Genomic DNA, 23,524 nt, shown 5'->3' on the forward strand with positions numbered 1-23,524 from the left:
TTTATCTGGTGGAAAAGAAAACAGTGATTACGAAGTGTGCAATCACACTAAAACGAATACCGCGAAACATTGGTTCCGTCAATGCGCAAAATTCACGCCAGTGTCATATTTGTGAGCTACCCAATAATTCATTTGTACAAGAAATGTGAGCCAGGACAGCTATTTTCCCGGAATAATAATGAAAAAAAACCGCCTCAGGGGTTAGTCTGAGGCGGGTTAATTTACAATTTTTTAAACTTTAAGGAAGGCGTTTTATCTCCTGAGCGATAGACGCGGCCTCCTGGCTCCATGCCGTTGCCAGCACTTTGACCATCTCATCATAGCCATCCTGCTGCTGCGTCGCCTCCAGATGGAATGGACGCTTAATCAGCTGCCCCTGATGGTTCAGAAGCCACTCACCACTCACGATAACCTTGCCATCATAGCGACCGTGGAATCCGGTCACCGTGACGTTTAGCGTGTCCTGAGTGCTTCCCAGCGGCTGAGAGGCGACAACCCAACCCGGAAGCTGGGTATTCAGACTGGCCACCAGCGTATTGCGCAACTGCTGGTCCAGCGGGCTGGCCCAGAGGTTGTTATTCGCAATCACGTACTTCACATCGCTGGTCTGATAGACCACGCCATTCCCTGCCAGGTAATCAGGTACTGAAACCTGTTCCACCCACAGCAGACGGTTTCCCTGATTCGCGGTACTTTGCACGCCCCCCTGCGCAATGGGCAGTTGGTAATAGCTTTTACTTTCTCCACCGGAGCTGCATGCCGTCAGCCAGACCGACATCATCACCACTAGCCACTTTTTCATTGTTTCGCCCTCTTCGGCTCTGGATCTTTCTTGTCCTTCGCTTCAAACACCAGCGCATTGCTCTTATCGTTGAGCGTTTTCAGAACCGGCTGCAGTTCGCGGAGTACCTGATCAAGACGCTGCATATCCGCCACCATCTTGTTATACGCGGCAGAACCCGGCTGGAAGCCCTGCATACTGCGGTTCAATTCGCGTAGCGTAGTTTGCATATCCGCTGGAAGCTGCTGCATCGACTCACTGGACGTAATCTTGTTCATGTTGTCCAGCGTGGTTTGCAGGTGCTTCATCGTACGCTGGCTTTCAGTGAGCGTATTGGTCGCCTGCTCAATCATCGGATTCAACGGCAGATTGTTGATTTTATCCAGCGCTTCCATCAGACGTTGTTGGATCTGCGCCAGACCACCACTCACGGTCGGAATGATCTGATAGCCGCTAAACTCACGGATGCCCTTAATAGGGGGTTCCTTCGGATAGAAATCGAGATCGACATACAGCGCACCAGTCACCAGATTCCCCGTTTTTAACGATGCACGTAAGCCACGGTTCAGCAATTCCTGCAGATGTGCGCCCACATCCGTATTTTCGCCTAACTGCGCTTTCAGACGCTCAGGTTCGATACGGATCAGTACCGGGATGCGGAAGTCGTTGTTAAATACCTGACGCATATTTGGCACAAAGAACGGCACTTTGCTGACGGTACCCAGACGAATACCACGGAATTCCAGCGGCGCGCCAGGTTGTAATCCACGAACCGAATCTTTAAAGAACACCAGATAGTCGATATGGTCGGTAAATAACGAATCCTGAATACTCTTCTGATCGTCATAGAGGACAAACGCCGATTTTTCCGCGACAGGTTGTCCCTGCTCAAGCCCTTCCGGGACGTCAAAACTGACACCGCCGCCGAACAAGGTGGTCAGCGAGCCCATCTCTACTCGCATTCCCGCAGAGGTGAGATCGACCGCAATGCCGCTGTCTTTCCAGAAACGTACATTATTGGTGACCAGGCGATCGTTCGGCGCATTGATAAAGAGCTGATAGCTAATGCTGCGCTTTTGCGGATCAAACGTGCTGGTTTCAACCGAGCCTACACGATAGCCGCGGAACAGCACCGGATCGCCCGGACTCAGCTGCCCGGCCTTTTTGCTGTCCAGAATCACGCGGATCCCTTTCGCATCCGGTGGCGCCAGCGGCGGAGAGTCCAGCAGATCGTATTTATTGAGCTGGCTTCCTTTATTACCTGGCTGCAGTTCAATATAGGCGCCAGACAGCAGCGTACCTAAGCCGCTGATCCCCTCACGCCCTACCTGTGGCTTAACCACCCAGAAGACAGAATCTTTATGCAGCAACTTTTCCATGCCGGAATTGAGGCGTGCTTTGATTTCTACATGGGTTAAGTCATCGGTTAGCGTCGCGCTTTCGACAACACCAACGTCGACGCTACGGCTTTTTATGGTGGTTTTACCGCCCTCAATGCCTTCGGCATTGGTGGTAATCAGGGTGACTTCTGGTCCCTGATGACTGTAGTGGTAAAACAGAACCCATGCCCCAATAAGCGCAGTGACGATGGGGAATATCCACACGGGAGACCAGTTCTTTACCTTCTGCACTTTGGCTTCCCCACTTTTAGATTCCATGCTGTCAGGACTCCTCATGGTCTGGTTCTGGTTTACGGTCCCACGACAGACGAGGATCAAACGTCATCGCAGAAAACATTGTCATAATGACGACTAAAGCAAACATCAACGCACCCATTGCAGGATAAATGTTCATCAACCCTCCCATGCGCACCAGCGCAGAGAGTACGGCAATAACAAAAACATCGATCATTGACCAACGACCGACAAATTCCACGACTTCGTAAATCAAATGCATTCTTTCGCTGTCACGCTTTCCATGCCCTTTTGCGTCCCAACATAGCCATGCAATCGCAATCATTTTTAACGTTGGCACCATAATACTGGCGATAAATATCACAGCCGCAACCGGATAAGATCCCTCGCTCCACAGTAAAACCACCCCAGCAATAATGGTGGATGGCAATTTTGAACCCAGCAAATCAGTAATCATAATCGGCATGATATTGGCTGGAAGGTAAAGCATGATCGAGGTGAACAGCAATGCCATGGTCCACTGCAGACTGTTTTTACGTCGCACATGCCCTTTGGTATTACAGCGTGGACACACCAGCTCATCGGCAGGCAGTACCGCCGTACAGCAGGAACAGGAACGTAAACCTTGTTGAATCCCCGGCGTTCCCACTTTTAACGGCTGCGCAATTTTAGGCGCAGGCGCAATGTCATCCCACAGCCAGCGACGATCCACACACTGAAACGTACGGAGCTGCAAAATACAAAACAGACACCACGGAATGAAACTGCTGCCTACGCCAATATCGCCGTAGGCCATCAGTTTGACAAAACTCACCAATATCCCGGCGAGGAATATTTCAGCCATGCCCCAGGATTTTAACTGGAACAAAACGCGCGCCAGCCTGGCCTGTAGTTTTTCCGGCATGGCGACACGATTAACGAGCAGTAATATCGTGATCAGGCAAAAGGCGGGCACCACCTGAACGAATAATAAAAAGAAGGTACCGAGACTGGCGTAATCTTCAGAAAATAAAACGCCCGGAATTTCCAGAAACGAAACTTCACTGCTCACCCCCGCCACATTCATACTCACGAAAGGGAATAGGTTGGAGAGTAGTAGCATGAATAAAGCCACTATTGCATACGCGGTGGGACGCTGCCTTGGCGCGTCCCACTCGGTTGTTAATGTTGTGCCACATCGTGGGCATGCCGCTTTTTGACCATGCTCTAACGGGGGTAATGCCACCAGCATGTCACATTGCGAGCATAATATATGCCTCGCAGCATGGTGATGTTCGCACATATGTGCTCCTTTAATTATGCGCCATTCTTCAAGGCTTCAAGATACTCCCAGCGCTCAAAGGCTTGCTCAAGTTCTTGTTCCGCTTCACTCAGGTCAGCCAGAACTTTTTGTGTATGCTCATGCGGCTGGCTAAAAAAAGCGGCGTCAGCAACTTGCGCCTGCAGCGTTTCCAGTTTAGCTTCCAGCTCTTCAAGCTGCTGGGGTAGCTGTTCCAGTTCGCGCTGTAGTTTATAGCTTAGTTTGCCACTCGCTCGTTTTACAATTTCTGCTTTAAGTGCAGCAGGTTCCTCATTTTTTTTCACAACAGGCTGTTTAAACGCCAGATGTTGTACCTGTTGTCCACGTGCATCGTGATAGCCGCCGACATAGCGACCAATTTTGCCGTCACCTTCGAAGATCCAACATTCCGTAACGGTGTTGTCCACAAACTGACGATCGTGGCTCACCAGCAAGACTGTCCCCTGATAACCGTCAATCATTTCTTCCAGTAGCTCGAGGGTTTCGACGTCGAGATCGTTGGTTGGTTCATCAAGAATTAAAAGATTACTGGGTTTGAGGAATAAACGCGCCAGCAGCAGACGGTTGCGCTCGCCACCCGACAATGCGCGAACCGGCGTCATGGCACGTTTAGGGTGAAACAAAAAGTCCTGTAGGTAGCCCAGCACATGGCGTGATTTACCGTTAACCATCACCTCTTGTTTGCCTTCCGCGAGGTTGTCCATCACAGTCTTATCGGGATCCAGTTCGGCGCGATGCTGATCAAAATAGGCCACTTCGAGCTTTGTCCCGACATGAATACGACCACTGTCAGCCTGAAGCTGACCCAGCATCAGTTTCAGCAACGTCGTTTTACCGCAGCCATTTGGCCCAATCAGCGCAATTTTGTCGCTGCGTTGTACCTGCGCGGAGAAATCTTTCACCAGCTGTTTGCCATCAACCTGGTAATCCACGTTTTCCATTTCGAAGACGATTTTGCCCGAGCGCGTCGCTTCTTCGACCTGCATCTTCGCAGTACCCATGACTTCGCGGCGTTCGCCACGTTCACGACGCATAGCTTTCAGTGCGCGGACGCGACCTTCGTTACGCGTACGACGCGCCTTAATCCCCTGACGGATCCACACCTCTTCCTGGGCCAGTTTGCGATCAAACTCCGCATTCTGTAGATCTTCGACCCGCAGCGCTTCTTCTTTCTCCAGCAGATACTGATCGTAATCGCCCGGATAAGAGACCAGCTTCCCGCGATCCAGATCGACAATACGGGTCGCCATATTACGAATGAACGAACGGTCGTGAGAGATAAAAATGATCGTGCCATTGAAGGATTTCAGGAATCCTTCCAGCCAGTCGATAGCTTCAATGTCCAGGTGGTTAGTCGGTTCGTCCAGCAGCAATACGCGCGGGTTGCTCACCAATGCTCTGCCCAGAGCAGCTTTACGCAGCCATCCCCCCGAAAGGGAAGAGAGCGCCGCGTTAGGATCAAGCCCTAATTGCGCCAACACTTCATTAATACGGCTTTCGAGCTGCCACAGGTTATGGTGATCGAGTTGTTCCTGTACCCGCGCCATTTCATTGAGGTTCTTATCGCTGGGGTCAGTCATCACGATGCGAGAAATATCGTGATACCGTTTCAGGTATTCCGCCTGTTCCTCGATACCCTCGGCGACAAAATCATACACGCTGCCTGCAACATTACGCGGGGGATCCTGTTGCAAACGCGCAACCACCAGATCCTGCTCATAAATAATGCGCCCGTCATCCAGACCTTGTTCGCGGTTGAGGATCTTCATCAGGGTCGATTTTCCGGCGCCGTTACGGCCCACCAGACAGACGCGTTCGTTATCTTCGATATGCAATTCTGCATTATCAAGAAGCGGCGCATCGCTAAACGACAGCCATGCACCATGCATACTGATTAATGACATTTACTTTTCCTTTCAGGCTGAGGTAATCAGCCAGCAGTTGTGGATCTGGCGGTTACGGGCAAAGTCCTGGGATTGCGTTTTCTGCGTAATTTCTTGTGCTTTCAGTCCCAGTGCTGCCAGTCCGTCGAGATCCATACGGAATCCACGTTTGTTGTTGGAGAACATGATGGTGCCGCCCTTACGCAGCAGACGTTTCAGATCCTTCATCAGCCCCAGATGATCGCGCTGCACATCAAACGAATCTTCCATACGTTTTGAGTTAGAAAACGTCGGTGGATCGATGAAAATAAGATCGAATTGCTCATTCGCCTCACGCAACCATCCGAGACAATCCGCCTGGATTAAACGATGCGCACGACCGCTCAGGCCATTCAGACGCAAGTTGCGCTCCGCCCACTCCAGATAGGTACGCGACATATCTACCGTGGTGGTGCTGCGAGCGCCACCCAAACCAGCATGTACGCTGGCGCTGCCGGTGTAGGAGAAGAGGTTAAGGAAATCTTTTCCACTGCTCATTTGACCCAGCATGCGGCGCGCAATTCGGTGATCAAGGAACAAGCCCGTGTCCAGATAATCGGTCAGGTTGACCCACAGACGCGCATTGTACTCGCTCACTTCGATGAACTCGCCCTTCTCGTTCATCTTCTGGTACTGGTTTTTCCCTTTCTGACGCTCACGCGTTTTCAGCACCAGCTTGTTCGGGGCCATCTCCAGCACGGCGAGGGTCGCCGCAATGATATCAAACAGACGCTGGCGCGCTTTCTGCGCATCTACCGTTTTCGGCGGTGCATACTCCTGGATAACCACCCACTCACCGTAGCGGTCAACCGCCACGTTATATTCCGGGAGATCGGCATCATAAAGGCGATAGCATTCAATCCCTTCCTGACGCGCCCACTTCTCCAGCTTCTTAATATTTTTACGCAGTCGGTTGGCGTAATCTTCCGCCACCGTGGCAGGTTTGCTTTCAGAAGTGGTCTCTGCGACGTGGTAGTTTTTCTGCACGCAATCCAGCGGGCCGTTTTTGGCCTTGAATTGTTTATCGGCGCGCAATTGCAGGCTGCTGAGCAAATCCGGAGACGCGCTGAACAACGACAAATTCCAGCCGCCGAACTGGTTTTTCATGTTACGGCCCAGCAGGCTATGTAACGCGATAAGCGCTGGCTCGCTGTCCAGACGTTCACCGTACGGCGGGTTACTGATAACCGTCCCGTGCGGACCTTCGGGCAGCGGATTGCTCAGCTGTGCAACGTCTTTGACTTCGAAAGTGATGAGATCGCCAATGCCTGCACGGCGGGCGTTACTGCGCGCACGCTCAATCACGCGCGCATCGCTGTCTGAACCATAAAAACGTGAGCTGTAGTCGGCCAGGCCTTTACGAGCACGAACCTGCGCTTCCGCTTTTACTTCCTGCCAGACTGCCTCATCATGCTGCGCCCAACCGCTGAAGCCCCAGTATCCACGGTGTAAGCCTGGGGCGCGATCGGTCGCCCACATTGCCGCTTCAATTAACAGCGTACCCGAACCGCACATTGGGTCGAGCAGTGGCGTGCCCGGCTGCCAGCCAGAACGCATCACAATCGCCGCCGCCAGCGTTTCTTTAATTGGCGCCTGACCGGTACGATCGCGATAGCCACGCTGATGCAGACCGTCGCCGCTCAGATCAAGGGCGATACTGGCGGTGTCTTTGTTCAGCCAGACATTAATACGTAAATCCGGGGATTCACGATCCACATTCGGGCGCGGCAGATTCTTGCGGGTGAAGGCGTCCACGATGGCATCCTTCACTTTCATTGCGCCGTACTGGCTGTTACGGATGGTGTCATTCAGGCCACTGAAGTGCACGGCAAACGTGGCGCCTGGATTAAAAATCTCTGTCCAGTCAATTGCCTGAACGCCGAGATACAGGTCCAGATCGCTATAGACCTTGCATTCCCCCATCGGCAATATGATGCGAGAGGCCAGACGGCTCCACATCAGGCTCTGGTAAACAAGCCGTGTGTCGCCCTTAAAATGGACACCACCCTGAACGACCTGGCACTCATCGGCGCCCAGGTTTTCCAGTTCAGTTTTTAACAGCTCTTCCAGCCCACGGGCCGTACTGGCAAACAGAGAATTCATATCGTCACTTTTACTCGGGGAAAATTGCTGCGCATTATAGCTAATATGGGCTGTATGTCATAAAGTTGAGGGCTTATTTTCATTTGAGGGCTGTACAGTGGTGACGTTAACCAGACTTTTTGTTCATCCGGTTAAATCAATGCGCGGCATTGGCCTGACACACACGCTGGCTGACGCCAGTGGTCTGGCGTTTGATCGTATTTTTATGATAACCACCCCCGATGGCACGTTCATCACTGCCCGCCAGTTCCCGCAAATGGTTCGCTTTACCCCTTCCCCTTTGCACGACGGACTGCATCTTACGGCCCCGGACGGCAGCAGCGCGCTGGTGCGGTTTGCTGATTTTGCAAAGCAAGATGCCCCAACTGAAGTCTGGGGAAACCATTTTACCGCCCGCATCGCACCCGATGCTGTTAATCGGTGGCTGAGTGGTTTCTTTTCCCGCGAAGTGCAATTACGGTGGGTCGGACCAAACCTGACGCGACGCGTTAAGCAACGCAGCGATGTACCGCTCTCCTTCGCGGATGGTTTTCCCTACCTGCTGACCAGTGAAGCCTCTCTGCGTGATTTACAACAGCGCTGCCCGGCCAGCGTGAAAATGGAACAGTTTCGCCCTAACCTGGTGGTGAGCGGTGCTGCCGCCTGGGAAGAGGACACCTGGAAAGTGATCCGCATTGGCGACGTTATTTTTGACGTTGCAAAGCCGTGCAGCCGCTGTATTTTCACCACCGTCAGCCCGGAAAAAGGTCAAAAACATCCTTCTGGCGAACCGTTAGCCACATTACAGCGTTTTCGCACGGCGCTGGATAATGGCGATGTTGATTTCGGTCAGAATCTGATTGCGCGCAACAGCGGCGTGATCCGCGCAGGTGATGAGGTCGAAATACTGGCCACAAAACCCGCAAAAACATACGGTGCCGCGGCACCTGACGATACCGTCACTGCAGAACAACACCCGGATGCTGCGGTGAATATCGACTGGCATGGACAGACTTTTCGTGGCAACAACCAGCAGGTGTTGTTAGAACAGCTGGAAAACCAGGGGATTCGGGTTCCCTATTCGTGTCGGGCGGGTATTTGCGGTTGCTGCCGGGTACGGTTGCTGGAGGGCGAAGTCAGCCCGCTGAAAAAATCAGCGATAGGCGAGGATGGCACGATTCTTTGCTGTAGTTGTGTACCGAAAACGGCGCTCAGACTGGAAAGCTAAACGGCTTGTTCAAGGCTGAAACTGTCAATAATGGCTTGCGGTTTCAGTCTGTCATTCATGATCTTTATCGCATCACCCAGCTGCATCGTGCGTCCCGCGACCACCACGCCAGGCTGAGCAAGCAGGCAAAGCGCCGCATTTTCACCCGGCTCCACCACCAGTAAATTGACCTGTTCTTCTGTGTCGCTCAAGTAGACGCAGGCCGCATCGCCGGAGACGGGCGACCAGTTTTCTCCATGCGCAACAAAGTGCCAGCTTTTTGGCATCTGGGGTTTGAGGTAGCGAATAGCCACCAGCGCATTAAGCACCAGTTCCGCTTTCTGTTCTTTCGATAATTCGAGGTCACGGCATTTTTCTTCAAAGGAAAAATAAAGCGCGGCATCTTCTACGCAAAAACCGGCGGGTGAAAAAGCATCAGGAGTGAGCATTTTGCGAGCAAAACGCGAGCGAAATAACATGCCATTGGCCAGATCGAGCATCATTCGATCATGCTCTTCATCATAATACCAGCGCCAGTTATCGTCAGGTTTAATTCGCATTCGTTTATCTCCTGGGCTTAACATCCTGTTGCAACATTGTCCTGATTGCCGCTTCGTTAATTGCCTTAATAAGAAAAGACTAAAATGTATAAATAAGCAACAGTGAAGGAATATAAAACAACCAGGGCTGGAAATAAAGCCCTGGTTGTCTGATTAAGGGAAAAGGTTAGAGATGGGTAACGATTTCTTTAATCAGCGGCGGACCTTTAAAAATAAAGCCGGAATAAATTTGCACCAGTGAGGCGCCAGCCGCCATTTTTTCACGCGCCGCTATCACCGAGTCAATACCACCGACACCTATAATCGGTAACTGCCCGTTTAATTCCTGCGACAGACGTCGAATAATTTCTGTACTTTTTAATTGCAGCGGTCGTCCACTCAAACCACCCATTTGGTCACAGTTTTTCATTCCCTGAACCAAAGAACGATCCAACGTTGTATTGGTGGCAATAACACCATCAATATTATGACGGACTAAACTGTCAGCAACCTGGATCAGTTCTTCTTCGGAAAGATCCGGCGCGATCTTTACCGCCACCGGCACATATTTTTGATGGATCGCCTGCAGATCGTTTTGTTTATTTTTAATTGCCGTCAATAAATCGTCCAGCGCATCGCCGTATTGCAGCGTGCGTAATCCTGGCGTATTTGGTGAAGAGATGTTGATCGCGATATAACCGGCATAAGCATAGACTTTTTCCATACAAATCAGATAGTCATCTTTACCCTGCTCTACCGGCGTATCTTTATTTTTGCCGATATTAATCCCCAGGATGCCGTCAAAATGCGATTTTTTAACGTTCTCCACCAGGTTATCAACGCCGTGGTTATTGAAGCCCATTCGGTTGATCAACCCTTCCGCATCGACCAGACGGAAAAGGCGGGGTTTATCGTTGCCAGGCTGAGGGCGTGGCGTCACGGTGCCTATCTCTATCGAGCCAAACCCCATTGCGCCCAGCGCATCAATGCACTCCCCATCTTTATCCAGACCTGCGGCCAGACCAAGCGGGTTCTTAAAAGTCAGCCCCATACAGGTAACAGGCTTTGCTGGCACTTTCTGGCGCACAAGCGCTTCCAGCGGTGTACCTGTGACACGGCGTAATTGTTGAAATGTTAATTCATGAGCGCGCTCTGGATCGAGCTGAAAAAGGGCTTTACGAACGAAGGGGTAGTACATGAACTCTCCTGGATTCCCGGTGTGCAAACCGGGGGCGTATTATGTGCGATGTTGAACCAAAAGGGAATTGACCTGCGGCAATAAATGACGATGTCCACGCAATCGTTTTCTTCCTCCCCCGCGCAATTATGCGTTTTTCAGATTTTCTCTGCCGGATAAATCATTTCGATTCACAAAATCTCTCTGTCAGACTGCACAAATTGTTATCAATGTTAGTAAAAAGCAACTAATTGGTTATAAGGAGAGATTGAGAATATGCGCATCATCACTCTGGCGGGAAGTCCGCGTTTTCCCTCTCGTTCCAGTGCGTTACTGGAATATGCCCGTGAAAAATTCAGTGCTCTGGATGTCGAGGTATGTCACTGGCACCTCCACAACTTCGCGCCTGAAGATCTTTTATATGCGCGATTCGACAGCCCCGCGCTGAAAACCCTGGTCGCCCAGTTAAAAGAGGCCGATGGACTGATTGTCGCCACACCCGTTTATAAAGCGGCCTACTCCGGGGCGTTGAAAACGCTGCTTGACCTGCTTCCTGAGAGGGCGCTCGACGGGAAAGTGGTTTTGCCTCTCGCCACCGGCGGCACCGTCGCACATTTACTGGCCGTTGACTATGCGCTCAAGCCGGTATTAAGCGCGCTTAAAGCGCAGGAAATTCTGCATGGCGTGTTTGCTGATGACTCTCAGGTTATTGATTATCAGCATAAACCGCACTTCACCCCGAACCTACAACTGCGCCTGGACACCGCGCTCGAGACGTTCTGGCAGGCGCTGCATCGTCGGGATGTACAGGTTCCTGATTTTCACCCATCGCAGGGGATCGCCCATGCTTAATCTCTTCAAACGTCATTCACCCTGGCTGGCGCTGACCGGTTTACTGTCACTTTCAGCCCTGTCTCACGCAGCGACCTCCGCGCCAGAGACGCTGCGTATCGGTTATCAGAAAGGCAGCATCAGTATGGTGCTGGCAAAAAGCCACCAACTTCTGGAAACGCGCTATCCGCAAACGAAAATCTCCTGGATAGAATTCCCGGCGGGACCGCAGATGCTTGAAGCGCTGAATGTCGGTAGTATCGATCTGGGCAGCACTGGCGACATACCACCGATCTTCGCGCAGGCTGCCGGGGCGGACCTGGTGTATGTCGGCGTTGAACCGCCTAAACCGAAGGCAGAAGTGATTCTGGTGCCTGAAAACAGCCCCATTAAAAGCGTGGCGGATTTAAAAGGGCGCAAGGTTGCTTTCCAGAAAGGCTCCAGTTCACATAACCTGCTTCTTCGCGCATTGCAGCAGGCCGGGTTAAAATTTACCGATATTCAACCGACCTTTCTGACCCCGGCGGACGCCCGTGCGGCCTTCCAGCAGGGTAACGTCGATGCCTGGGCTATCTGGGATCCCTACTATTCAGCAGCACTTCTGCAAGGCGGTGTGCGCGTACTGAAGGACGGCTCTGACTTAAAACAAACCGGGTCGTTCTATCTGGCGGCACGCCCGTATGCTGAAAAAAATGGCGCCTTTATTCAGGGCGTTCTCAACACCTTCAGTCAGGCCGATGCGCTGACGCTTAGCCAACGCCAACAAAGTATTGCGCTGCTTGCCAAAACGATGGGATTGCCCGCGCCGGTGATCGCCAGCTATCTGGATCATCGCCCACCGACCACGATCGCGCCGGTTGACGCCACGGTTGCCGCACTGCAGCAACAAACCGCCGATCTGTTTTACGACAACCGCCTGGTACCGAAAAAAATCGATATTCGCGACCGCATCTGGCACGCCACTTCGCAGGAAGGAGCAAAATTATGAGTTTGAATATATTCTGGTTTTTACCGACACACGGTGACGGGCACTATCTGGGAACAGAAGAAGGTTCGCGCCCGGTCACTCATGGTTATCTGCAGCAAATCGCACAAACCGCAGACCGCCTGGGCTTTACCGGCGTACTGATCCCCACCGGGCGCTCCTGCGAAGATGCGTGGCTGGTTGCAGCGTCAATGATCCCGGTAACGCAACGGCTTAAGTTCCTCGTGGCGTTGCGCCCCAGCGTGACGTCACCCACGATCGCCGCACGCCAGGCCGCGACGCTCGACAGGCTCTCCAATGGCCGCGCGCTCTTTAATCTGGTCACCGGCAGCGATCCGCAAGAGTTGGCAGGCGACGGCGTTTTCCTCGATCACAGCGAACGCTATGCCGCTTCTTCTGAATTTACTCAGGTCTGGCGGCGGTTATTGCAGGGCGAAACCGTCGATTTTCACGGCAAACATATTCACGTTCGCGGGGCAAAACTGTTCTTCCCGCCGATACAGCAGCCGCCCCCTCCACTCTACTTTGGCGGCTCTTCCGACGTGGCGCAGGATCTGGCCGCCGAACAGGTTGATCTTTATCTCACCTGGGGCGAACCGCCGGCGCTGGTGAGAGAGAAGATCGAACAGGTACGCGCCAAAGCCGCAGCACGTGGGCGCAAGATCCGTTTTGGCATTCGTTTGCATGTCATTGTTCGCGAAACCAATGACGAAGCCTGGCAGGCCGCAGATCGGCTGATTGCGCACCTGGACGATGACACCATTGCCAAAGCGCAGGCGGCTTTCGCCAGAACTGATTCCGTCGGTCAGCATCGTATGGCGGCGCTGCATAACGGCAAGCGGGACAAGCTTGAGATCAGCCCAAATCTGTGGGCAGGCGTCGGGCTGGTTCGTGGCGGTGCGGGAACCGCGCTGGTGGGCGATGGCCCGACGGTGGCGGCACGCATTAATGAGTATGCGGCGCTCGGTATCGACAGCTTTGTCCTCTCCGGTTATCCGCATCTCGAAGAGGCCTACAAAGTGGGTGAGCTGCTGTTTCCGCATCTTGATATCGCCGTACCGGAAATTCCGCAACCGCAGCCTCTGCTTCAGCAGGGTGAAGCGGTAGCGAACGAATTTATCCCGCGTAACGTCGCGCAACGTTAAGGAATACATTGATGGCAACGCGAACACACAAAGGGTTACTGCGCGTTGCCCCCTGGTTTTTACCGGTGGGCATCGTTGCACTCTGGCAGCTTGCATCTTCAATTGGCTGGCTCTCCGGTCGCCTATTCCCTTCACCGGAAGGCGTGGTTGAAGCGTTCTGGTCACTCTCCGTCAGTGGTGAGCTGTGGCAGCATTTGGCTATCAGCTCCTGGCGCGCGCTGATCGGCTTCTCGATCGGCGGATCGATTGGCCTGACGCTGGGGCTTATCAGCGGTCTTTCACGCTGGGGGGAACGTCTGCTCGATACCTCAATTCAGATGCTGCGTAACGTGCCGCATCTGGCGCTGATCCCACTGGTTATCCTGTGGTTCGGTATTGATGAGTCCGCGAAGATCTTTCTGGTCGCGCTGGGGACACTGTTTCCTTTGTATATCAACACCTGGCACGGGATCCGCAATATCGATCGTGGATTAGTGGAGATGGCGCGCAGCTACGGCCTGTCGGGTTTCCCGCTGTTTATCCATGTGATCCTGCCCGGCGCCCTCCCCTCGATTATGGTTGGCGTTCGTTTTGCGCTTGGGCTGATGTGGCTGACGCTGATTGTGGCCGAAACGATTTCGGCGAATTCCGGGATTGGTTATCTGGCGATGAATGCCCGCGAATTTCTGCAAACGGATGTGGTCGTGGTCGCCATTATTCTCTATGCCCTGCTCGGCAAACTCGCTGATGTTAGCGCACAACTGCTTGAGCGCGTCTGGTTACGCTGGAACCCGGCCTATTACGTGAAGGAGGCAACCGTATGAATACCGCACGTCTGAATCAGGGTACGCCGCTGCTGCTCAATGCAGTCACCAGGCGCTACGCCAGTAATACCGTGCTCAATCAGTTGGATCTGCATATTCCGGCAGGCCAGTTTGTCGCCGTGGTCGGGCGTAGCGGCGGGGGTAAAAGCACCCTGCTGCGGCTGCTGGCCGGACTGGAAACACCGACGGCAGGCGAACTGCTCGCCGGAACCACCCCGCTGGCAGAAATCCAGGACGATACGCGAATGATGTTTCAGGATGCGCGCCTGCTCCCGTGGAAGTCCGTTATCGACAATGTCGGGCTGGGGCTGAAAGGCAGCTGGCAGGACGCTGCTCGCAAGGCGCTGGCGGCAGTCGGCCTGGAAAATCGTGCCACCGAATGGCCTGCCGCGCTCTCCGGAGGGCAGAAGCAGAGAGTGGCGCTGGCGCGCGCCTTAATCCATCGACCCGGCCTGTTGCTGTTGGATGAACCGCTTGGCGCACTGGATGCCTTAACCCGTCTGGAGATGCAGGACCTGATCGTCTCGCTGTGGCAGGCGCATGGCTTTACCGTGCTGCTGGTTACGCATGACGTCAGTGAAGCGGTTGCCATGGCCGACCGCGTGCTGCTGATTGAGGACGGGAAAATCGGTCTGGATCTGACCGTGGATATCCCGCGCCCGCGCCGACGGGGTTCAGTGCGTTTAGCAGAGCTGGAAGCCGAAGTGTTAAACCGGGTGATGCAACGGGGACACAACACGTGGCCAGTTCGTCAGTTACAACACGGCTAACGGTGACATCGCAGGGCAGAATACACTGCCCTGCCTTCACGACAACGGTTCTTCATTCTCCCTGAATATCGCCGGCATTAATGAGAGTGATTGCAGAATGGCAGGTTGATTTTTTTGTCCCGGATCCCACAGCGCCACCAGCGGATGCGTCAGACCGGTATTGCCAAATTCCGCATCAATTTGGCTGATCCCAGGCCAACTCTCAGCCCCCAGATGCGTCGGTAATAATGCCCAGCCAAACCCCTGCGCCAATAATAATTGCAGCATTTCCAGTTCATTAACCCGCTGAATACGGTCGGCAATTTGCAGGCGCTGCGCCATATGCTCAGGTAATCCGACAAAAGGAATGAGTTGCACTGAGGAGGCAAGGCTGAGTAAAGAGACCGGAGAAGTGGGGAAAAAACCCTCCTTAGCATAGAGTGCCAGCGTTATTGCGCCTATTGACCGCCATTGAAAACGGGCATTGATAGGACGATTAATCGCCTGAAAGATCCCCATATCAGCCGCCCCTGACTCAATCATCTGCTCTGCGCGTTCGCGCCCGGTTAACAGCAGATCCAAATGAATGTGTTGTTTTTTTAGCGAATCAGCCAAGCGCAACAAGAAACGCCGTGGCGTGAACGCGTCGTAGCACAACGTGAGTTGGGTATTTATCTGCTGAGGAATTTGCCCGGCTATCTGACCAAATGACTGCGCCTCCTGTAAAAACAGCCGCGCCTGTCGATAGAGCAACTGTCCTTCTGCCGTCAGTGTTAACGGTCGGGTGGTGCGATTAAAAAGTGAGTAGCCCAAATCCAGCTCAAGATAATCCACCAACTCACTCACGGTCGTGCGATCTTTTTTCAGTTTTTTCGCCGCCGCGGTCAGCGTGCCGCTTTCACAGACACAGGCAAACGCGTCAATTTGCGCAAGCGTAAAGCGGATCGGTTTCATGTTTATCCCTCAATAAACTTTGGGGGATTTTCCCACACTCACTGACTCTGTGCGATCTGTTTTGTTCTCTACACTGACCTCGTCTTAGAACAACATGGGAAAACACAATGAAAAATCAATTGACTGCACTCGCCGCACTGACGCTCGGTGCATCCATTACGTTAGGGGTGAGTGCAAGCGCAGACGCCTGCACCCGACTGTTTATGAACATGTATCCCGGCTATATGGTCAGCGCACGTAATCTCGATTTTTTTGGCCCGGTAGACCCATCCCTGGTGATCACCCCGCGTGGGATTGCACATAACGGCGGTGATGCTAAAGATAGCGCCCACTGGGTGACGCGCTATGGCAGCGTGGCCATCTACGCTGACGGCGTTTTTCCAATGGATGGTATGAATGAAAAAGGGTTGGCGGGGCATACGCTTTATTACTCAAATGGCAGCCAGGCGCAAAAAGATAACCAGGATAAACCGGTGTTAGAGAGTCGTGCCTGGCTGAGCTACATTCTGGACAACTACGCGACGGTTGACGACGCCGTCAAAGGACTCCAGCAGAATGTGCGTCTGGTCGCGGCAAAAATGCCCATTGATTACGCATCCGACACCAAACATATCGCCATTGAAGACGTCAGCGGTGACTCTGCCATTATTGAGATCGACAACGGCACCGTACACGTTTACCACAATAAAGCCTATCAGGTGATGACCAACCCCCCTGCCTACGACGCGCAGCTGCGGAATCTGGCGAAATATCAGCATGCCAAACGTAGTGAGATCCCCGGAGGGCTTGAAGCGGACGAACGTCTGGTGCGCGCCAGCTTTAACCTGAAAAATGTGCCACAGCCCGACAACAAAAATCAGGCCCAGGGTTTTGTCTTATCCGCGATTAACAACGTGGCTTACCCTATCGGCTATCCGTCAGGTCCGGGTGAGCAAAAAGTCACTGATATGTATGCGAAATACAGCAAACATCCGGATCAAAACAAAGGTATCGGCACTTACTGGACGACCCTTTCTGATTTAAGCCACGGGGAATACCACTTCAAATCGACATTTGCTGCCGGTCAGGTGTGGATCAAAATGCAGGAGATTAACTTTGCTGCCGGTGAACCGGTGAAACGAATCGATCACCTGAATGACTACGCGCAAAAAGGATGGGAAGGGAACGTGCTGTCCAGAGCACAGATAGAGAAGTAATCTCTGAGTGATAAAAGCCCGGTGGCACTTACGCCACCGGGATTTTTATCAGGCTAACGCCTTACTGATTTTCTCGAACAGATCGCCGGAGAGATTCTCCAGACCTTTTAACTGTTCCAGTGCCGCACGCATCTTCGCCTGACGTTTGGCGTCATAACGTTTCAGTCGGATCAGCGGTTCGATCAACCGTGAAGCCACCTGCGGGTTGCGACTGTTGAGTTCGGTCAGCATTTCAACCAGGAACTGATAACCGCTGCCGTCTTCGGCGTGGAACGCCGCCGGGTTGCTGCCAGCAAACGCGCCAATCAATGAACGAATACGGTTCGGGTTGCTCAGGGTGAAGGAGCGGTGTTTCAGCAGGCCACGTACCGTCTCCAGCACGTTGTCGGCCGGGCTTGTGGATTGCAGGATGAACCATTTATCCATCACCAGCCCATCCTGATGCCACTTATCGTCGTACTCTTGCATCAGGGCGTCGCGACACGGCAGTTGCGCCGCCACCGCCGCAGAAAGTGCCGCCAGCGCGTCGGTCATGTTGTTGGCTTTCTGGTACTGTCGGCTCACTAATGTATTTGCGAGTTCGGTTTCACCAAAGGCCAGGAAACGCAGACAGGTGTTGCGCAGCGTACGTTTGCCGATATCGGCATGCTCAACCCGGTACTCATCAAGATGGTTAGCGTTATAAATGGCCAGCAATTCATCGGCCAGTTCCGTCGCCAGCGTGCGGGTTAATGCTTCGCGCACGGCGGCGATCGCCAGCGGATCGATAATCTCAAACAGTTCGGCCATTTCATTGGCTGAAGGCAGCGTCAGGATCTCAGCCGCCAGCGCGGGATCAATCTTCTCGTCCAGAAGTACCGCGCGGAAGGCGTCAGCGACATGGACCGGCAGAGAGAGCGGTTGCCCCTGCTGATGACGCGCAACGTTCAGCTTGATATACGTCGCCAGCAGGCTTTGCGCCGCATCCCAGCGGGAGAAATCATTACGCGCGTGACGCATCAGGAAGGTCAGCTGCTGATCGCTCCATTTGTACTCCAGCTTCACCGGCGCGGAAAACTCGCAAAGCAGTGCGGGAACCGGCTGGAAGTAGACGTTATCGAAAACAAACGTCTGCTCAGACTGCGTCACATTGAGCACAGCATTGACCGGATGACCGCCCTTCTGCAACGGAATCACTTTACCTTTGTTATCATACAGTTCGATAGCAAACGGAATATGCAGCGGTTTCTTCTCCGCCTGATCCGGCGTTGCAGGCGTACGCTGACTGATGGTCAGGGTGTACTGCTCGGTTTCCGGGTTGTAGTCGTCTTTTACGGTGACTACCGGTGTACCGGACTGGCTGTACCAGCGACGGAAATGAGAGAGATCGACGTTTGACGCATCTTCCATCGCCTGCACGAAATCATCGCAGGTCGCCGCGCTGCCATCGTGGCGCTCAAAGTAAAGCTGCATCCCTTTCTGGAAATTCGCTTCACCCAGCAGGGTATGGATCATACGAATGACTTCTGATCCCTTCTCGTAAACGGTCAGGGTGTAGAAGTTGTTCATCTCGATGACACTATCCGGGCGGATAGGATGCGCCATCGGGCTGGCATCTTCAGCAAACTGCAAACCGCGCATTGTGCGCACATTACTGATGCGATTAACCGCGCGAGAGCCGAGATCGGAGCTGAACTCCTGATCGCGGAACACCGTTAACCCCTCTTTCAGACTCAACTGGAACCAGTCGCGGCAGGTCACGCGGTTACCGGTCCAGTTGTGGAAATATTCGTGTCCGATGACGCGCTCAATGTCGAGGTAATCTTTATCGGTGGCGGTATCGGTACGTGCCAGCACGTATTTGGAGTTAAAGATGTTAAGTCCTTTATTCTCCATCGCGCCCATATTGAAGAAGTCGACGGCGACAATCATATAGATGTCGAGGTCATATTCGAGACCAAAGCGCTCTTCATCCCACTTCATGGAATTTTTCAGCGACGTCATCGCCCATGGCGCGCGATCCAGATTGCCGCGATCAACGTACAGCTCCAGCGCCACTTTCCGCCCGGAACGGGTGGTGAAGGTATCGCTCAGTACGTCGAAATCACCGGCGACCAGCGCAAAGAGATAGCAAGGTTTCGGGAAGGGATCCTGCCACTGTACCCAGTGACGCCCGTTTTCCAGCTCGCCCTGCGCAACACGGTTGCCGTTGGAGAGCAGGAACGGATATTTGCTTTTATCAGCAATGATTTTGGTGGTAAAACGCGCCAGTACGTCCGGACGGTCGAGATACCAGGTAATATGGCGGAAGCCTTCTGCTTCACACTGCGTACATAACGCATCACCGGACTGGTATAACCCTTCCAGCGCGGTATTCGCCGCGGGGCTGATTTCATTAACAATGCGCAGGGTAAAACGCTCTGGCAAGTCACTGAGGATCAGCGCACCCTCTTCTTCTTTATACGCTGTCCACGGCAGAGAGTTCACGTGGATTGACACCAGCGTCAGGTCTTCGCCGTCGAGGCGAAGTGAGGCATCCGACGCGCCATGACGAACAGCCTGGCTCACGGCAGTGACCACGGTTTTTTCAGCATCCAGGTCAAAGGTCAAATCAATATCAGTAATCTGGTAATCCGGCGCACGATAGTCGTGACGGTATTTGGCTTGTGGCTGTTGTGTCATAAAAAAACCTTTAGCATCTTCTGTAGAGTCTCGACTCCAGTCTATTCCTGTTGTGTAAATCACGCTACGCAGAATGTTCATCTTTTCAGTCACAAACACCCTTTTTGCTACATTTTTATAACACGAGGCACGAAATGTACTCGACCCCAAAGAGCGCTTATGTTGTGATCGGGGTTCAATAAATCGCTAAACAAGGTATACTCCAGCGGTTTTCTTAGTTGTTTATTGTACTAAACGCTCCCGTGAGAGGATGCTACTGCGCACCTATGACACAATTCGCTTCTCCTGTTCTGCACTCGCTGCTGGATACAGATGCTTATAAGTTGCATATGCAGCAAGCCGTTTTTCACCGCTACTACGATGTTCACGTAGCGGCGGAGTTTCGTTGCCGCGGCGACGACCTGCTGGGTATTTATGCAGATGCAATTCGCGAGCAGGTGGATGCGATGCAGCACCTGCAACTTCAGGAGGACGAGTTTACATGGCTCTCCAACCTGCCCTTCTTTACTGCTGATTACCTTAACTGGTTACGGGAATTCCGCTACAACCCCGAGCAGGTGAGCGTCACGAATGATAACGGTAAGCTGAATATCCGCTTAACCGGCCCGTGGCGTGAAGTCATCATGTGGGAAGTCCCGCTGTTGGCGGTGATCAGTGAATTGGTGCACCGGTATCGTACGCCAGAAGCGGGCGTGGCGCAGGCGCTTGATGCGCTGGAAAGTAAGCTAGTCGATTTCTCTGCTTTAACGGCCGATCTCGATATGTCCCGCTTCCATCTAATGGATTTTGGCACTCGCCGCCGTTTCTCACGCGAGGTACAACAGGCGATTGTTGAACGCCTTCAGCGGGAACCGTGGTTTGTCGGTACCAGTAACTACGACCTCGCTCGCCGGTTGTCCCTCACCCCGATGGGCACGCAGGCGCATGAGTGGTTCCAGGCGCACCAGCAAATTAGCCCGGACCTGGCGACCAGTCAGCGTGCGGCTCTTGCCGCCTGGCTGAATGAATATCCTGACCAGCTCGGCATCGCACTCACCGACTGCATCACCATGGACGCGTTTTTGCGCGATTTTGGTATGGAGTTTGCGACCCGTTATCAAGGGCTGCGCCACGACTCTGGCGATCCCGTTGAGTGGGGCGAAAAGGCGATCGCGCATTATGAAAAGCTGGGCATTGACCCGTTAACCAAAACGCTGGTTTTCTCAGACAATCTTGATCTGAAAAAAGCGGTCGATCTTTATCGCCACTTCGCACCACGCGTGCAGCTCAGTTTTGGCATTGGCACGCGCCTGAGTTGCGACTTACCGCAAGTGAAGCCGCTGAATATTGTCATTAAGCTGGTGGAATGCAACGGTAAACCCGTGGCCAAATTGTCAGACAGCCCAGGTAAAACCATCTGTCATGACAAAGCGTTTGTGCGCGCACTGCGCAAAGCGTTCGACCTTCCGCATATCAAAAAAGCCAGTTAATCACCCCAGGGAGCCGTTTTGGCTCCCTTTATTTATTGTTTATTTCCGAAATCTTTCACTTTGCCTGTGAATTCTGCTTGTCTGATTGCAGATGCCAGGTAACATAGGTATCCCCCCAATCAGGGTGGACAAGTGTTTATTTTTTCCGACTATTAACAGAGAGAATATTATGAGCGTTGCGCCTGTTGCCGACGTACTCCAGGGCCGTGTAGCCGTTGACAGCGAAGTCACCGTGCGCGGATGGGTACGTACCCGCCGAGATTCAAAAGCTGGCATCTCCTTCCTCGCCGTTTATGACGGTTCCTGCTTTGATCCTGTACAGGCTGTCATCAATAATTCTCTGCCCAATTACAATGAAGACGTTTTACGTCTGACGACCGGTTGCTCGGTGGTTGTAACGGGCCATGTCGTTGCGTCGCCAGGTCAGGGACAAAGTTTTGAAATCCAGGCCACCAAAGTCGAAGTGACCGGTTGGGTTGAAGATCCAGACACCTATCCGATGGCGGCAAAACGTCACAGCATTGAATACCTGCGTGAAGTCGCGCATATGCGTCCGCGTACTAACATGATTGGTGCGGTAGCGCGTGTACGTCATACCCTGGCGCAAGCGCTGCATCGTTTTTTCCACGAGCAGGGTTTCTTTTGGGTATCCACGCCGCTGATCACGGCTTCCGATACGGAAGGCGCGGGTGAAATGTTCCGCGTTTCTACGCTGGATCTGGAAAACCTGCCGCGTAATGATCAAGGTAAAGTCGACTTCGACAAAGACTTCTTTGGTAAAGAAGCGTTCCTGACCGTTTCTGGTCAGTTGAACGGTGAAACCTACGCCTGCGCGCTGTCCAAAATCTATACCTTTGGACCGACTTTCCGTGCAGAAAACTCCAACACCAGCCGCCATCTGGCGGAGTTCTGGATGCTGGAGCCGGAAGTGGCGTTTGCAAACCTGAACGATGTTGCGGGTCTGGCGGAAGCGATGTTGAAGTACGCCTTTAAGGCCGTACTGGAAGAACGTGCAGATGACATGAAGTTCTTCGCCGAACGCGTCGACAAAGACGCCGTTTCCCGTCTGGAACGTTTCATCGAAGCTGATTTTGCTCAGGTTGATTACACCGATGCGGTGACCATTCTGGAAAACTGCGGTAAGAAATTTGAAAACCCGGTGTTCTGGGGTGTGGACCTGTCTTCCGAGCATGAGCGTTACCTTGCTGAAGAACACTTTAAAGCCCCTGTGGTCGTTAAAAACTACCCGAAAGACATTAAGGCGTTCTACATGCGCCTTAACGAAGACGGTAAAACCGTGGCCGCAATGGACGTGTTAGCGCCGGGTATCGGCGAAATTATTGGTGGTTCTCAGCGTGAAGAACGTCTCGATGTGCTGGATGCGCGTATGGCAGAAATGGGCCTGAACAAAGAAGATTACTGGTGGTATCGCGATCTGCGTCGCTACGGTACTGTTCCGCACTCCGGTTTCGGTCTGGGCTTCGAACGTCTGATCGCGTATGTCACTGGCGTGCAAAACGTCCGTGATGTGATTCCGTTCCCGCGTACACCGCGTAACGCCAGCTTCTAATCCTCCGTCACCTCTAAAGGCCAGCCTCGCTGGCCTTTTTTATCTGTGCAATTGTCAAGTTTTGTGAGCAAGAAGTAATCAAATCTAATAGCAACCCCTCAAAATCCACATTCTTGTTACGTCATATTTCCCTGTAATATTTATGCATAAAATATATGCAAATTTATGTTGAAGATGAGTTTTCCCTTAGCTTATAGCACATTTTTTGACCTCCTATTTAGAAGTCCAGACGCCTTCAAATCAAATACCCGTCACCCTGCCGACGGCTCCATCACGTGAAAACACCTCACCTTATCTAAATTAAATATAAGGAAATCATATAAATAGAATTAAAAATGGCGTTTCAAATCGAGAAAAAGCGCTGAAATTTGACGGCGTTCACAAAGTTCATCAAATTTAATTTTTTGTTACATATTTTTTCTCTTAGAAACAAAATCTTTAACTTTGTAGCATTTTCGCTGTAGCGAAACGGTGGTTTGAATGGAAAGATGCCTGTCAGACACATAAAGACACCAAACT

Annotated in this window: 18 protein-coding genes; 9 read left to right on the forward strand and 9 right to left on the reverse strand. The window is 52.6% G+C overall.

What is annotated here, in order from left to right:
• Nucleotides 1-238 precede the first annotated feature (238 nt).
• From pqiC to rlmKL, 5 genes are read right to left on the reverse strand one after another with little or no spacing between them, the layout of a single operon-like run.
• Nucleotides 239-802, reverse strand: coding sequence for a membrane integrity-associated transporter subunit PqiC (gene pqiC, locus JM656_RS13640; protein ID WP_192611799.1), 564 nt, complete (start codon nt 800-802; stop codon nt 239-241).
• The gene (pqiB, locus tag JM656_RS13645; protein ID WP_203358251.1) at nt 799-2,439 is read right to left on the reverse strand and encodes an intermembrane transport protein PqiB; all 1,641 of its coding nucleotides are present in this window, start codon (nt 2,437-2,439) and stop codon (nt 799-801) included. The genes pqiC and pqiB overlap by 4 nt, the downstream gene beginning before the upstream one ends.
• A 4-nt stretch (nt 2,440-2,443) precedes the next feature.
• Nucleotides 2,444-3,697 (reverse strand): membrane integrity-associated transporter subunit PqiA, encoded by a 1,254-nt coding sequence (pqiA, locus tag JM656_RS13650; protein WP_203358252.1) that lies wholly within the window; start codon nt 3,695-3,697, stop codon nt 2,444-2,446.
• Nucleotides 3,698-3,711: 14 nt separating this feature from the next.
• Entirely contained in the window at nt 3,712-5,619 is a 1,908-nt protein-coding gene (locus tag JM656_RS13655; RefSeq protein ID WP_203358253.1) for an ABC transporter ATP-binding protein, read from the reverse strand.
• A 12-nt stretch (nt 5,620-5,631) separates the two neighbouring features.
• A complete protein-coding gene (rlmKL, locus tag JM656_RS13660; protein WP_203358254.1) occupies nt 5,632-7,740 on the reverse strand; it encodes a bifunctional 23S rRNA (guanine(2069)-N(7))-methyltransferase RlmK/23S rRNA (guanine(2445)-N(2))-methyltransferase RlmL in 2,109 nt (702 codons plus the stop codon).
• A gap of 97 nt (nt 7,741-7,837) precedes the next feature.
• Between rlmKL and JM656_RS13665 the strand changes: the two genes are divergently transcribed.
• Nucleotides 7,838-8,947, forward strand: a complete 1,110-nt coding sequence (locus JM656_RS13665) for a YcbX family protein (protein ID WP_203358255.1) — start codon at nt 7,838-7,840, stop codon at nt 8,945-8,947.
• On the opposite strand, the gene zapC is transcribed toward JM656_RS13665, so the two are convergent.
• Nucleotides 8,944-9,486, reverse strand: coding sequence for a cell division protein ZapC (zapC, locus tag JM656_RS13670; RefSeq protein WP_203358256.1), 543 nt, complete (start codon nt 9,484-9,486; stop codon nt 8,944-8,946). The genes JM656_RS13665 and zapC overlap by 4 nt on opposite strands.
• Before the next feature lie 166 nt (nt 9,487-9,652).
• A complete protein-coding gene (gene pyrD / locus JM656_RS13675) occupies nt 9,653-10,663 on the reverse strand; it encodes a quinone-dependent dihydroorotate dehydrogenase (RefSeq protein ID WP_192611792.1) in 1,011 nt (336 codons plus the stop codon).
• A gap of 255 nt (nt 10,664-10,918) precedes the next feature.
• Here pyrD and ssuE point away from each other — a divergent pair, with 255 nt between their 5' ends.
• The 5 genes from ssuE to ssuB are packed head-to-tail and all read left to right on the forward strand — an operon-like array spanning nt 10,919 to nt 15,176.
• Nucleotides 10,919-11,494 (forward strand): NADPH-dependent FMN reductase, encoded by a 576-nt coding sequence (gene ssuE, locus JM656_RS13680; protein WP_203358257.1) that lies wholly within the window; start codon nt 10,919-10,921, stop codon nt 11,492-11,494.
• Complete coding sequence (locus tag JM656_RS13685) at nt 11,487-12,461, forward strand: sulfonate ABC transporter substrate-binding protein (protein ID WP_203358258.1); 975 nt, start codon at nt 11,487-11,489, stop codon at nt 12,459-12,461. Before ssuE ends, JM656_RS13685 begins: the two co-directional genes overlap by 8 nt.
• Nucleotides 12,458-13,603 (forward strand): FMNH2-dependent alkanesulfonate monooxygenase, encoded by a 1,146-nt coding sequence (gene ssuD, locus JM656_RS13690; RefSeq protein WP_203358259.1) that lies wholly within the window; start codon nt 12,458-12,460, stop codon nt 13,601-13,603. The genes JM656_RS13685 and ssuD overlap by 4 nt, the downstream gene beginning before the upstream one ends.
• Before the next feature lie 11 nt (nt 13,604-13,614).
• Nucleotides 13,615-14,406, forward strand: coding sequence for an aliphatic sulfonate ABC transporter permease SsuC (ssuC, locus tag JM656_RS13695; RefSeq protein ID WP_203358260.1), 792 nt, complete (start codon nt 13,615-13,617; stop codon nt 14,404-14,406).
• On the forward strand, nt 14,403-15,176 hold the full coding sequence (gene ssuB / locus JM656_RS13700; protein ID WP_203358261.1) for an aliphatic sulfonates ABC transporter ATP-binding protein: 774 nt from the start codon (nt 14,403-14,405) through the stop codon (nt 15,174-15,176). The genes ssuC and ssuB overlap by 4 nt, the downstream gene beginning before the upstream one ends.
• A gap of 36 nt (nt 15,177-15,212) precedes the next feature.
• On the opposite strand, the gene JM656_RS13705 is transcribed toward ssuB, so the two are convergent.
• A complete protein-coding gene (locus tag JM656_RS13705; RefSeq protein ID WP_203358262.1) occupies nt 15,213-16,109 on the reverse strand; it encodes a LysR family transcriptional regulator in 897 nt (298 codons plus the stop codon).
• Nucleotides 16,110-16,216: 107 nt separating this feature from the next.
• On the opposite strand from JM656_RS13705, the gene JM656_RS13710 reads away from it, so the two are divergent.
• Nucleotides 16,217-17,305, forward strand: a complete 1,089-nt coding sequence (locus JM656_RS13710; RefSeq protein WP_203358263.1) for a linear amide C-N hydrolase — start codon at nt 16,217-16,219, stop codon at nt 17,303-17,305.
• A 48-nt stretch (nt 17,306-17,353) separates the two neighbouring features.
• Here JM656_RS13710 and pepN read toward each other — a convergent pair whose 3' ends face one another.
• A complete protein-coding gene (pepN, locus tag JM656_RS13715; protein WP_203358264.1) occupies nt 17,354-19,966 on the reverse strand; it encodes an aminopeptidase N in 2,613 nt (870 codons plus the stop codon).
• Between the two features lie 266 nt (nt 19,967-20,232).
• Here pepN and pncB point away from each other — a divergent pair, with 266 nt between their 5' ends.
• Nucleotides 20,233-21,435, forward strand: a complete 1,203-nt coding sequence (pncB, locus tag JM656_RS13720; protein ID WP_203358265.1) for a nicotinate phosphoribosyltransferase — start codon at nt 20,233-20,235, stop codon at nt 21,433-21,435.
• A gap of 169 nt (nt 21,436-21,604) precedes the next feature.
• Nucleotides 21,605-23,005 carry an asparagine--tRNA ligase gene (gene asnS / locus JM656_RS13725; RefSeq protein WP_203358266.1) on the forward strand — a complete coding sequence of 467 codons (1,401 nt, stop codon included), beginning with the start codon at nt 21,605-21,607 and terminating at the stop codon, nt 23,003-23,005.
• Nucleotides 23,006-23,524: the final 519 nt, after the last annotated feature.

The sequence above is a fragment of the Citrobacter sp. R56 genome, assembly GCF_016811995.1.
Classification (GTDB): Bacteria; Pseudomonadota; Gammaproteobacteria; order Enterobacterales; family Enterobacteriaceae; genus Citrobacter_D; species Citrobacter_D enshiensis.

Coding starts and splice junctions, on each gene's coding strand:
- pqiC (WP_192611799.1), bottom strand. CDS start 802: ATGAAAAAGTGGCTAGTGGTGATGATGTCGGTCTGGCTGACGGCATGC.
- pqiB (WP_203358251.1), bottom strand. CDS start 2,439: ATGGAATCTAAAAGTGGGGAAGCCAAAGTGCAGAAGGTAAAGAACTGG.
- pqiA (WP_203358252.1), bottom strand. CDS start 3,697: ATGTGCGAACATCACCATGCTGCGAGGCATATATTATGCTCGCAATGT.
- JM656_RS13655 (WP_203358253.1), bottom strand. CDS start 5,619: ATGTCATTAATCAGTATGCATGGTGCATGGCTGTCGTTTAGCGATGCG.
- rlmKL (WP_203358254.1), bottom strand. CDS start 7,740: ATGAATTCTCTGTTTGCCAGTACGGCCCGTGGGCTGGAAGAGCTGTTA.
- zapC (WP_203358256.1), bottom strand. CDS start 9,486: ATGCGAATTAAACCTGACGATAACTGGCGCTGGTATTATGATGAAGAG.
- pyrD (WP_192611792.1), bottom strand. CDS start 10,663: ATGTACTACCCCTTCGTTCGTAAAGCCCTTTTTCAGCTCGATCCAGAG.
- ssuE (WP_203358257.1), top strand. CDS start 10,919: ATGCGCATCATCACTCTGGCGGGAAGTCCGCGTTTTCCCTCTCGTTCC.
- JM656_RS13685 (WP_203358258.1), top strand. CDS start 11,487: ATGCTTAATCTCTTCAAACGTCATTCACCCTGGCTGGCGCTGACCGGT.
- ssuD (WP_203358259.1), top strand. CDS start 12,458: ATGAGTTTGAATATATTCTGGTTTTTACCGACACACGGTGACGGGCAC.
- ssuC (WP_203358260.1), top strand. CDS start 13,615: ATGGCAACGCGAACACACAAAGGGTTACTGCGCGTTGCCCCCTGGTTT.
- ssuB (WP_203358261.1), top strand. CDS start 14,403: ATGAATACCGCACGTCTGAATCAGGGTACGCCGCTGCTGCTCAATGCA.
- JM656_RS13705 (WP_203358262.1), bottom strand. CDS start 16,109: ATGAAACCGATCCGCTTTACGCTTGCGCAAATTGACGCGTTTGCCTGT.
- JM656_RS13710 (WP_203358263.1), top strand. CDS start 16,217: ATGAAAAATCAATTGACTGCACTCGCCGCACTGACGCTCGGTGCATCC.
- pepN (WP_203358264.1), bottom strand. CDS start 19,966: ATGACACAACAGCCACAAGCCAAATACCGTCACGACTATCGTGCGCCG.
- pncB (WP_203358265.1), top strand. CDS start 20,233: ATGACACAATTCGCTTCTCCTGTTCTGCACTCGCTGCTGGATACAGAT.
- asnS (WP_203358266.1), top strand. CDS start 21,605: ATGAGCGTTGCGCCTGTTGCCGACGTACTCCAGGGCCGTGTAGCCGTT.